Origin of the sequence: Pedobacter nyackensis (genome assembly GCF_032678475.1) — a bacterium.
Classification (GTDB): domain Bacteria; phylum Bacteroidota; class Bacteroidia; order Sphingobacteriales; family Sphingobacteriaceae; genus Pedobacter; species Pedobacter nyackensis_A.
Window position 1 is genome coordinate 12,704 of sequence record NZ_JAVTSF010000006.1, and the last position, 13,598, is coordinate 26,301.

2 protein-coding genes are annotated in these 13,598 nt (G+C 45.4%); both read right to left on the reverse strand.

The window, feature by feature from the left end; translation table 11 throughout:
* Window positions 1–17: 17 nt before the first annotated feature.
* Entirely contained in the window at window positions 18–1,457 is a 1,440-nt protein-coding gene (locus tag R2Q84_RS18340) for a TlpA family protein disulfide reductase (protein WP_316818042.1), read from the reverse strand.
* Window positions 1,458–1,487: 30 nt separating this feature from the next.
* Entirely contained in the window at window positions 1,488–13,589 is a 12,102-nt protein-coding gene (locus R2Q84_RS18345) for a hypothetical protein (RefSeq protein ID WP_316818043.1), read from the reverse strand.
* Window positions 13,590–13,598 lie beyond the last annotated feature (9 nt).

Here is a 13,598-nt window from a genome sequence, read left to right on the forward strand (position 1 = left end):
ATGTTTTCTTTATGCGCTTATTTAATTGCAGCTTCCAGTTGGTCTACAGTTTCTGGCAAAGCCATTATTTTGTTGGTTTCTGTATCTATCAGTACCATCATAGGTGTCGACAATACAAAGTAAGCCGCGGCTTCCGGACTTCTGATTCCTTGGTCTGCACGCTTATGTTTAAAAGCTGGAAGACCTAATTTGGCCTTCTCCCAGGCAGGAATTTCCGTTTCCGTTTCGTCTAAACTGATGGCAAAAACATCCATCAATTCTCTTTTTGCAGTAGTTTGATACCATGGGTGTAATTTTTCTACCAGCTCTTTGCAATGTTGGCAATCGGCCGACCAGAACAATACCAGTTTATATTTAGCCTCGGTTTTAAACTGTTGAAATTTAACGGTACTGCCCGAAGCCAGCTTCCAGTCAAAGTCAGGCGCAACAGATCCTACCACCAAACTTTCTATACCTTTTAGTCTTACTTCAATCGCTTTCCTACGACTTGTCAGACAAAGCGGATCGTTCAGGTAAGGTTCCAGCATCTTGATACCCACAGTCATGTTAAAACTCTCAAATCCGTTGTAGAAATAATCAACCATCCAGCCGTACACCAAAGGATGTCCTAAACGTGCTTTCTCGATAGCCCGTTTGCCCGCAAGTGTAAACAAGGAGTCGCGGAGTTGGACGGTGGTCGACATAGCACCATAAATATTTACATATTTGTTCATCCAGTCTTTCATCTCCGCAGTTTTGATGATCATCGGATTTTTAAAATCCATTCCTTCAAAATAGTTTTCGATAACGCTATTCATCCTGTCTTTTTCTGTTCCTTTCCAGAGAATTGGAGCGATATACTGAAAAGCAAAACCACTGCTGGCAAAAGTGTTTTTATGTTGCGCTGTTTGTGCCGAAATCCATTTATTGTAAGACAAACGCCTACCTTCATACTCTTCAGTTCCCATTAGAAAAAACTTAGACTGAGGCTGGTCGTAGTTCATCAGAAAATTCTGTAGCAAGCCCAGCTGTTCTCTTTTTTTCAGATTGTCGACAGCAAAACCTGCTATGATATTGTTCTCAATTTCCCCCTTTTGGAAATAGGTGCTATCCGGATGGTTTAAGGCTTTCGGACGTGCCCAAAGTTCCAGATTTTGGTTATTCAGTAAAATGCGCTTTTCGGCAGGATAAGGATTGCTGCTTTCCTTTTCCTGGTAATCAAACCGCAACACAAACTCTCCCGGCAGTTCTTCTTTAGGAATGGTCAGCACTGCTGTTCCACCATCATTTATTCCCGGGTTTTCGACAATTGTTTTTATGGTTGCTCCGGATAAGGAAAGCAAAGAGATTTTACTTTTCGCTACACCAGACATGTGTATTTTCAAGCTGATGTCTTTCTGCTGTCCGTTCGCATTTAAACCTAACAGTCCTGCAAAAACAGCAGGGAGTAGCGTATGCTTTAATCGTTTACCTATCATCTTTATCTATTAATTTTTATTCTACTTTATTTAATCTTTTATACATCTTATTGGCATTCCAATCGCCCTGTTGGAAACAACCGTTGCCGTACCGTTAAATGAATACGCAGTATTCACATTAGCAATGTAAGTGTTACCCCAAAAAGTGGTCACCACACCTCTATCTTTTAGCAAACCATCAGTTGACAACAAGTTTCCGCCGGCGTGTAATTTGAGTTCCGACTTAAACGCGTCGCCAAAGTTTTTCCAGTATTGCGGAGGAGCTGCTGCTGCCGTCCATTCGGCTGGCGATGGAATACGCCAGCCACCACCCAGCAATTGCACACAAGGATCTACGGATGCCGTCCAGCCGCCGTTCCCGCTAAGAGAAGGAATCCACGAAGTAGCCGGACTCCGGTTTACACCATCATGTTTATATCCTTCAAGGCGGTTAAACTGCCAGTACCATCCGGCCGAAGCCTCAGTAGCGTCATCAACAGCAGTAGCAACCCGATCAGACCCCAGGTTCTGCGTAATCCAGCATTTAGCTGCTCCGGTTACATTACTACTCACCGTTTGGTAGGTTACGGTTTTATTTACCGGGGCACCATTTACACCTGCCTGATGTGTTACTGTTATCGGGTTACAGATCTTAAAGCTGCTTACGATAGGGCTATAACCTGTTCCTACACTATTTGTAGCGAAGGCACGAACATAGTAAGTAGGGCCTTCCGCCAGGTTTGCAATCGTACCTGAAATATCACCTGTTCCGGTAGCATCTTCAATTACTTTATCTGATATCGTTGGCGTCGCTGTAGTGCCCCACACAAAACCTCTTGCAGTTACCGGAGCACCACCATCGTTAGTTACCGTAGCAAAAGCTTTAGCTGAATCTTTCGTCATATTCGCTACTGGCGTGCTCGCCGTAGTTACGGATGGAATACTCCTGGTTACCGCATCGCGCAGACACCTGATCGACATCGCAATTGCTCTATCAGAAACTACTGTTGAAGTACCGTTAAACGAATATGCTGTATTCACGTTGGCGATATAAGTATTGCCCCAATAATTACTCAGCACACCTCTGTCTTTTAACATTCCATCTGCTTTTGCCAGGTTCCCGCCCGGATGTAATTTAAGTTCTGAATTAAATCCGTCTGCAATGCTCTTCCAGTTTTGTGGCGGCGCACCTGCTGCCGTCCATTCCGTAGGTGATGGGATACGCCATCCGCCACCCAGCAGTTGTACACAAGGATCTGTCGCAGCATCCCATCCTCCGTTACCGCTCAATGAAGTTATCCAGGGCGTATAAGCAACGTCAGGAGTACGTGTTGCGCCATCGTGTTTATAGGCCTGCAAACGGTTAAACTGCCAGTACCATCCTGCCGAAGCTTCGCTGGCATCATCTGCAGCTGTAGCTACCCTATCGGCACCCAGATTTTGGGTGATCCAGCATCTTGCCGCACCACTTACATTACTGCTTACCGTTTGGTAGGTTACCGTTTTATCAACCGCCGCACCGTTCATTCCTGCTCTGTGAATAACCGTTACCGGGTTGCATATTTTAAAGCTGGTTACGGTAGGACTATAAGCGGTTCCTGCACTGTTTGTAGCGAAAGCGCGAACGTAATAGGTCGGTCCTTCAATTAAGTCAGCAATTGTTCCGGAAATATCACCGGTTCCACTGCCATCGGCAACCACATTGTGTGCTACTGTTGGGGTACCTGTGGTATTCCATACAAAACCTCTTGCGGTTACTGCAGCACCTCCATTATTGGTTACGGTAGCAAAACCTTTAGCCGAATCTTTGGTCATCTCCGCTACCGGTACACTTACATTGGTAACCGAGGGAATGCTTACCGTTACCGCATCACGTAAACATCTGATCGGCATAGCTATTGCCCTATCCATTGTGGCTACAGCCGAACCTTTGTTAATCGCATATGACAGTCCTGTATTGGCCAGGTAATCTGAACTCCAATAATGCGATGCAGTTCCACGTTCTGTTAACTCGCCTTTAAGTTTGCTCAACGTTCCTGCAGCATGTAACTTAAGTTCCGAAGCGTAGGCATCATCAACACTTTTCCAGTTTTGAGGTGGCGCAATAACTGCACGCCATTCTACTTCTGTTGGAATGCGCCATCCACCGCCTAATAACTGTACGCATGGATCAACAGCAGCAGCCCATGACGCATTTCCACTAAATGCAGTTATCCAGGGGATATAGGCAATATCTGGTGTACGGTTTATCCCATCATGTTTATAACCCTGTAAGGTATTAAACTGCCAGTACCATCCCGCCGAAGTTTCGCTGGCATCATCCGCAGCAGCAGCTACCCTATCGGCACCCAGATTTTGGGTAATCCAGCACCTGGCCATACCACTTGCTGTGCTATTTACCGTTTGGTAGGTTACAATTTTATCAACCGCGGCACCGTTCATACCTGCTCTGTGAATAACCGTTACCGGATTACATATTTTAAAGCTGGTTACGGTAGGACTATAAGCTGTTCCTGCACTGTTTGTAGCGAAAGCGCGAACGTAATAAGTAGGCCCTTCAATTAAACCGGCAATTATTCCCGAAATATCACCTGTTCCACTTCCATCGGCAATCACATTATGCGCTACTGTTGGTGCACCTGTGATATTCCATACAAAACCTCTTGCAGTTACTGTAGCTCCACCACTATTGGTTACGGTAGCAAAACCTTTAGCCGAGTCTTTGGTCATCTCCGCTACTGGTACACTCACATTCGTAACTGATGGAATACTTACTGTTACCGCATCACGTAAACACCTGATCGGCATAGCAATTGCCCTATCCATTGTACCTACAGCCGAACCTTTGTTAATGGAATACGACACGCCCGTATTTGCCAGATAATCTGAACTCCAATAATACGATGCAGTTCCACGTTCTGTTAACTCGCCTTTAAGTTTGCTCAGGGTTCCTGCATTATGCAATTTAAGTTCCGAAGCATAGGCATCATCAATACTTTTCCAGTTTTGAGGTGGCGCAATAACAGCACGCCATTCCACTTCTGTTGGAATACGCCATCCACCGCCCAGTAACTGTACGCATGGATCAACAGCAGCAGCCCATGACGCGTTTCCACCAAATGCAGTTATCCATGGGATGTAGGCAATATCTGGTGTACGGTTTGTTCCATCATGCTTATAACCTTGCAGGGTATTAAACTGCCAGTACCAGCCAGCATTTTCCTCTGAATTGTCATCTACTGAAGTTGCCACACCACTTGCACCCAGATTTTGGGTAATCCAGCATTTAGCAGTACCACTTGCTGTGCTGTTTACAGTCTGGTAAGTTACAATTTTGTCAACTGCAGCGCCGTTCATACCAGCCCTGTGAATAACCGTTATCGGGTTACATATTTTAAAACTGGTGGTTACAGGACTATAAGCCGTTCCCTGACTATTTATTGCATATGCACGAACATAGTAGGTAGGGCCTTCTTCCAGCGCCGACATCACACCTTCCATGTTTCCTGTTCCAGCGCCCAGTTTGATCACATTATGAGCAGTCGTTGGCGCTCCGGTTGTATTCCAGACAAAGCCACGCTCTGTAACTTTTGCACCTCCGCTATTGGTCACCGTTGCCGTACCTTTTGCAGCAGCCGTTGTCATACCCGACACCGGGAAAAGTGCTTCACTTACCGAAGGGATACTCATCGTTACTGCATTACGGATGCAACGAACAGGCATAGCTATTGCTCTATCCATTGTGCCTACAGCTGAGCCGTTGTTAATAGCGTACGACACACCTGTATTTGCTAGATAATCTGAACTCCAATAATGAAACGTAGTTCCGCGCCCCGCTAATTCACCTTTTTCCTTGCTCAAGGTTCCGGCCGAATGTAAGTTAAGTACTGAAGCGAAAGCATCATTAACGCCTTTCCAGTTTTGAGGCGGAGCAACAACGGCACGCCACTCTACTTCTGTTGGCATGCGCCACCCACCGCCTAATAGTTGCACACAAGGGTCAACGGCAGCAGCCCAGGACGCATTTCCTGTATACGAAGTAACCCATTTGATATAGTCGATATTTGGTGTACGTGTTGTTTCATCATGTTTATAACCTTGCAGTGTATTGAACTGCCAGTACCAGCCTGCTGAAGCTTCTGAGCCATCATTTACCGACAACGGAGCTCTATCTGAACCCAGATTCTGGGCTATCCAGCAGGTTGCAGTTCCCGTTACACTGGTACTTACTGTTTTATAGGTAACGGTCTTATCAACCGCAGCTCCTTTTAAACCACCTTTATGAATCACCGTTACCGGGTTACATATTTTAAAACTAGTGGTTACAGGGCTATAGGCTGTTCCTACACTGTTTGTAGCAAAAGCACGAACATAATAAGTAGGCCCTTCTTCCAGGTCTGTTAAAAGGCCTGTCATATTTCCTGTTCCTGCACCCAATGGAATTATATTGTGATCAATTGTTGGCGCTCCTGTTGTATTCCATACAAATCCACGCGCAGTCACTTTTGCACCGCCATCTTTGGTTACGGTAGCTGAACCGGTTGCAGCGTCTTCGGTCATCTCGGCTACAGGGAACGATACATTACTTACTGAAGGAATACCTTTAGTTACTGCATCGCGGATACAGCGAACAGGCATTGCAATTGCCCTGTCTTTATTACCTACAAGATAGCCATTGTTAAAGGCAACAGACACTATGGTATTTGGAATGTAATCAATACTCCAGTAATTATTTTCGACACCCCTTCCGGTTAATTTACCATCTGCTTTAGCCAGGTTTCCTGAAGCATGAAGTTTCAACACCGAAGCAAAACCGTCTTCAGCAGTTTTCCAGTTCTGTGGAGTTCCCGCAGCTGCCGTCCATTCAACAGCTGTTGGTATACGCCAGCCACCACCCAGTAGCTGCACGCATGGGTCAACAGCAGCTGTCCATGATGCATTTGAACCGTAAGCGCTTACCCATGGTACATAATCAAGGTTCGGTGTACGCGTTACGCCATCATGTCTATAGCCTTGCAGCGTATTAAACTGCCAATACCATCCTGAAGCATTTTCAGAGGCATCATTTAACGAAGTCGGCTCCTGATCTGCACCAAGGTTCTTAGTGATCCAGCATTTTGGCGCACCTGCCATCGAAAGGCTCACCGTTTGATAAGTTACTGTTTTATCAACCGGCGCCCCACCAAACCCTGCGGTATGGATAACCGATACAGGATTACATATTTTGAAACTTTGTACTTCTTTACTATAGGCAGTTCCTGCACTATTTGTGGCATAAGCACGGATGTAATAGGTTGGCCCGTCTTCCAGATCCGAAGCAATTCCGGTAAAAATACCCATCCCCGCACCACTTGCAACGGTGCTATCTGCCAATGTTGGATTACCTTTAGTATTCCAGACAAAACCTCTTACATCTATCGCTGCCCCACCATCATCCGTAACTTCGGCTGTTCCGGTTACGCTACTGGCCGTCATATCACCTAACCTGCTAAACACAACCGTTGGCAATACCGCCATCGATGTGAAAGTTTGCTGATTGCCATAAGCTGTACCCGCTGAATTTGTAGCGTAAGCCCTCACAAAATATTTAGTAGCTGGAGTTAAAGGTGCTAGCGTACTTGTAAAAATACCTTTTCCACTACCATTTAACGTTTTCGAAGTAAGTGAGATCGTCGGCTCTTCTGCAGTATCCCAAACCACACCTCTTGCAGTTACAACGCCACCACCATCACTGGTAATTTCGCCTCCGCCAACAGCTGAAGTACTTAAAATACTGCTTAAAGCAGTAGTGGTAAGCACTGGAATATCAATAGTTGTTAAGCTATCCAGATTACCATATCCTGTACCCATAGCGTTTGTTGCATAAGCACGTATATAATAAACTGTTCCTTTTTTAAGTCCCGTAATTGCGCTAACAAAACCACCGGTCCCTGTTCCATTTACCGTTTTATCTGATTGATCAATATTGGGATCTTTTGCAGTGCTCCAGCATATTCCCCTGGCGGTAACATGCATACCGCCATCATTGGTTACCGTACCTCCGGAATTTGCACCAATAGCAGTGATTGCTGTTGCCATGGTGGTGATAACTGTAGGTACATTTGGTGTACTCAGTGTTACCGATTTTAAGCTGTATCCTGTGCCGATAGCATTGGTTCCATAAGCCCACACATAATATTTTGTTGCGGGTTTAAGGTCCACAATTGTTCCCAATACCGCTGTACCCGTACTGGCTGTCGAAAGGTGATTTGATGGGGCCTGCGGAATGCTATCAACCGTATTCCATGCCAGTCCCAAATCTGTAATTGCAGATCCGCCATCAAATACAACATTGGCTTTTCCATCAACACTATTCAATGTAGGATTGCTAAGGGTCGCATTTGTCATACCCGGTACAACGGCCGATGACCTGAAGCTCAGTTCATTTCCATATGCTGTTCCAACACTATTCGTCGCAAATGCGCGAACATAATAAGTTGTTCCAGGTATCAATCCAGCAAATACGTTTTCAAACGTACCAACGCCAGCTGTACCGTTAACAATTTTGGTAGGCAATGCAATGCTTGGTGCAGGGTTAATACTCCATACTAATCCTCTTGTTACCACTGGCATTCCTCCGTCATCAGTCACCTCACCACCTGCTTTAGCAGAATAACCTGCTATTTCGGTAACTGCCGAAGTTGTTAATTCCGGAAGCATAACCGCATTGGTTTTGAATGTGGTTTCACTACCATAATTCACCCCTACACTATTGGTTGCATAAGCACGTACATAATAGGTTGTATTTGCAGCTAGTTTAGTCATGTTTGCTGTAAAAGTGCCAATACCTTGGGTCACGTTATCTACAGTTTTTGTCCCCAGGGAAATGGTAGGATTGCTGTAGGTGCTCCATACAATACCGCGACTGAGAATCGGTGTACGGCCATCGTCGGTAATTTCGCCACCACTGGTTGCCGTTGTGGCCCTAATATTGGTTACCGGGGCAGTTGCCGTTAATGTTGGCAATGCAAGGGTAATGAACGTTTCTTCTAATCCGTAAGCAACACCTATTCCATTGATTGCATAAGCCCTTACGTAATACACCGTATTGGGCAATAAACCGGTCATGCGACTGGTAAATTTACCATCTCCTAAATCGACATCACTGGTTTTGGTAGACAAGGCAATTGTTGGATTTTGGTTTGTGCTCCAGCAGATTCCTCTTTTCGTTACCTGGGCACCTCCATCATTGGTTATTACACCACCACCGGTGGCAGTTGTTCCTGTGATATCTGTTACCGGATTAGTGATCAATATCGGAGAGGTCGCAAATATGGCAACGGTTAATTGGTTACCGTAAGCTGTGCCTGCACTATTCACAGCATAAGCACGATAATAATACGTCCTGCTTTTCTCCAGGTCATACAATTCACTAATAAAAGTTCCAATCCCCTGTCCATCTGATGTTCTTACTACAGTATCTCTTTCCGGGTTAAAGTTTTGTTTGCGGCTAAATACGATACCTCGTTCTGTAATTGCTGCTCCACCATCATTGCTGATGGTACCACCAGCGCTGGCTGTAGTATTTGAAGTAATTACCGCATCACTTGTGGTTAAAGTAGCCACGATTGGTGCCGTTGTAAAACTAATTTCGTTTCCATATGCAGTGCCAATTGCGTTGGTTGCGTAAGCCCTCACATAATATTTTGTTACAGGCTTTAAACGGGTAAGCTTGCTGGTAAACACGCCTGTTCCTGCGTCAGTAGTTTTTGTTGTCAAGCCTATTGTAGGATTAGGACTGGTGCTCCAGCATACCCCTTGTGTTTGTACCGGGGCCGATCCGTCGGTACTGATCACCCCACCACTCATTGCTGTAGTTCCGGTATTTTCCGTAATATTAATGGTGGTTAATGTGGCTGTAGTTTGTGTGGTAAAACTCAATTCCTCACCGTAGGCAGTACCTACACGGTTGCTGGCATAAGCTTTTACATAATAGGTTGTACCATGGGTTAAGCCTGTCATCTGACTTGGGAAAACACCTTTTCCTTCGCCTGTTTGTGTAGTCTTTTTTGTTGAAGGGGCTGTTAAGCTAAAGTTAGCTTGGGTACTCCAGTAAACACCACGTGTTTCGGCCGTTACACCACCTTCATCTTCAATATTACCTCCGCTATAAGCCGTTACACCTGTAATCCTATTTGGAACAACAGTAGTAAGAACCGGCAAAGTTGGTGGATAAGTAGTGATACCTATTTGTTGTCCGTAAGCTATACCAGCAACGGTTACTGCATAAGCCCTTATGTAATATTTTGTATCTGGGACCAGGTCTTTCAGCAAACTGTTATAGCTTCCTACCCCTGCTCCGCTACTGATTTTATTGACTGCAGTACCAGTTGGATCAAAGTTTTCGACGGTACTCCAAAGCACCCCTCTGCCCGTTACCGGTGAACCGCCCGAATCTGTTACTGTTCCGCCCATTTCTGCCGTGGTATTGGTTACCAGGCCTGGTGAGTTGGTTACTACAGTAGCCATATTTGGGGTGGTAAAGCTCAGTTCTTCGCCATAGGACGTACCTGCAATGCTCACCGCGTAAGCACGAACGTAATAAGTTGTACCCGGCATTAAGCCCTTCATCTGACTGTAGAATATTCCTTTTTCGTAGCCCGTCTCGGCAGTTCTTTCGTTGGTCACAGTTGCCGGATCGAAACCTGCATTGGTACTCCATACCAAGCCCCTGGTGCTTACCAGTGCACCTCCGTTGCTGGTAATGTTACCGCCACTGTTTGCCGTAGTACCCGTAATGTCTGTTACCTTTAGTGTAATGACGGTTGATGGTACTGGTGGTGCGGTTGTAAAGCTTTCCTGTTGCCCGTAAGCCACACCTGCAAAGTTGGTTGCAAAAGCCCTTACATAATAAGTTGTGGAACCTAATAAATCAGTCATTCCCGCCGTAAAATTTCCGATCCCCGATCCTGCAATGGTATATTTATCCGCCATGGTTGGGTTTTCGGATGTACTCCAGCAAACACCATTGTTACGGATATATGAGCCACCGTTGCTGATGATATTTCCGCCACTCGTTGCTGAAACACTTGTAATTGAATTTGGGATCGGTTTAAGCGTAGTCAATACGGCAAGGTTCGCGGTTTTGAATACTACTTCCTGGCCATATACCAAGCCTACCGCATTCTCTGCATAGGCGCGTACATAATAAACCGTTCCCGGCGTTAAGCCAGTAATTCCGCTACTGAAATTGCCTTGTCCATATTGGGTGGTTTTATTGGCCGATGTAAGGTCTGGCGTAAATCCGGACACAGTGCTCCAAACCACACCAGATTTCGACAGCAAAGCTCCGCCATTACTTACCAATATACCACCACTACTGGCTGTACTTCCGGTAATTTCAGTTACTTCAACCGTTTTCACTGTTGGCACAATAGGTGGGCCAGTGATAAAACTTTGTTCATTACCGTAAGCTGTTCCAGCCCTGTTGGTTGCATAAGCACGTACGTAATAGGTGGTATTTCCTAACAGTCCGGTAATGTTGTGAATGAAACTCCCGATCCCGATTCCACCTCTTGTTTTTGTAGCTAAGTCGGTGGTTGGATTCGGAGTAGTACTCCATACAATTCCACTGATGGTTACTTTATCGTCACCGTCACTAAAAATATCTCCCCCACTTACGGCACCGGTGCTGGTTACACTGCTGGCAGCTGTAGTCGTTAATGAAGGAATGGTATAGGTTTTAAAAGTTACTTCGTTACCAAATTCAACACCTACTTTGTTTAGGGCATAAGCCCTTACGTAATAGGTTTTGTTTGGCGACAATCCGGTTATGGGGCTTGTGAACCGGCCTAAGCCTCCGGCTACCTCCGATTTATTTGAGGTAGAAAGATCGAGGGTAAAATTAGGCGTCAGACTCCAGACTACCCCTCTTGCAGTGATGTCTGCACCACCATGACTGGTTACCTCGCCCCCGCCTGTTGTAGTGGTACCTGCGGTACCGGCCACTTCTGAAGTAATGATACTTGGCTTTATGGGGGGCGCTGTAGTTACTTCTAACACGTTGCCATAATTTGTACCTACGTAATTGGTGGCATAAGCACGAATATAATAGGTAGTGCTTCCCATCAGGTTTTTAAGGATGGCGTCAAAGCTTGATCCGTTGATACCGTTGGTGGTATGCGCTCCCTCAATACTTGGGTTATTTTCTGTATCCCAGCATAAACCCTGGGTGTTTACAGGCATACGCCCATTATCCTGCACATCACCACCACTGCTAAATGAGGTGCTGGTGATGGCTGTTGCAGGTTTGGTAATTAGATCTGGTACCTGAGGTGTTTTAAAAGTTAGTTCATCCCCATAAGCGGTCCCCATATCGTTGATGGCATAGGCCCGAACGTAATATGTTGTCCCTGGAGTCAGAGCGGTAAGGTAACTGCGAAAGTACCCTGTACCACTGCCTGTTACATTGATCTCGGTTTTACTGCTTAAAGCTGTGGTTGGATTTGGGTCGGTACTCCAGCAGATCCCTTTCTTTGTGATCAGTGAAACGCCGTTACTGGTAATATCACCACCACTTAAGGCAATGGTACCGTTATATCCTGCATACCATCCGTCGTAATGACTGGCCGCATCATAGTTATGTGGCTTTACGGTGGTTAATGTAGGTAAGGAAGTAGTTATAAAACTCGACTCGCTGCTATAACTGGTTCCTATAATGTTTTTTGCATAAGCCCTTACATAATAAAGTGTACCGGGTTTAAGATGGGTGATGTTGCAGACGAAAGTACCGATATCGGTAGCGTTAACCTGTGTTGATTTTCCATACACAATGTTTACCCGATCGGTACTCCAGCTCATGCCCCGCTCAAGAACGGGTTCACCTCCGTTGTTGATAATGGTTACTTCGCTGACTGCCGAAACATCGGTGATGTCGACAATCTTAATATTGGGTGAGCTCAGTACCGGCGCTGTGGCCCTGGGCGTAGTAAATATGATCAGGTTACCATAAGCTTTACCCATCACATTTACGGCATAGGCACGCACATAATAGGTGGTATTTCTTAAAAGATCTGTCAGTCTACTTGGAAAAGTACCTACCCCTGACCCATCGGCGGTAATGATTGCATTTGGATCATCTTTCGGATCGCCCGCCGAACTCCAGGTAATTCCCCTGGCCGTAATCGGTGCACCACCGTCACTGCTGATAAATCCACCACTATTGGCACTAACCGGAGAAAAATTATCTACATCAAGGGTGATAATTGTAGGTGTTGATGCAGGTGCGCTGGTAAAAGTCAGGTCTTCGCCATAAGCGATCCCCGAATCGTTGATGGCATAAGCACGAACATGGTATACGGTGTTTGCTTTTAGTCCGGATAGGATACTTGGAAAAAGGCCAATATCAGTACCGAAAACCTGATATTCTGTTTTGGTACTCAGGCTAACATCAGGATCTGGAGCTGTTCCCCAGCAAATCCCCTGTGTAGTAATTGCCGAGCCCCCGTTGCTTTTAATATCTGCACCACTTTCTGCTGAGGTGTTGGTTATTTTACTGGGAGGAATGGTTGAAATGACCGGCAAACATGTAATGTCTTTCCATTCGATACCATCAAAATATCGTATAGACCTGGAAACTGAATTGATGTACATTGCCCCTGCTGATAAGCCCAGGGGGATTGGGTTGCTGCTTAAAACCGGGAGCCTTGAAATTTGAAGTCCGCTATGGGTAGAAAAATCACTGTTGGCTGTAAAGCTACCTTTTCCATATAACTTCGCTACCGATGTCCACTCATTACCATTGTATACCATCATGGTATTTTCTGTCTTCGAGAAATAAATGCCACCTGAAGGTATAGTACCAACAGGTTTATCATTTAAGGCAGATAGATATGGGATACCTGTTTTTACTTCCAGGTAATTCTTTACGGTTTGCGAATTGACGTTACTACTGCATAATGTTTCCCAGTTTGTACCGCCAAAAATCATAGGTTGCTTATCGGTACTACTGTAAATCAGCATGCCCTGCACAGGTGTTAAAACAGTTGTAGGGTCTACTGACGGAAGATGTGGAATACCGCCAATGACCCTAAAAAAATCCTGTGCCGAAACTGTACTAACTCCGGTTAAGCATAAAAAAATGATGAGCTTAAAAAAATGAAATCGTCCCTTCAAAATATTGTT

Excerpts from the sequence above, each read along its gene's own strand:
- R2Q84_RS18340 (WP_316818042.1), bottom strand. The coding sequence starts at position 1,457 with ATGATAGGTAAACGATTAAAGCATACGCTACTCCCTGCTGTTTTTGCA.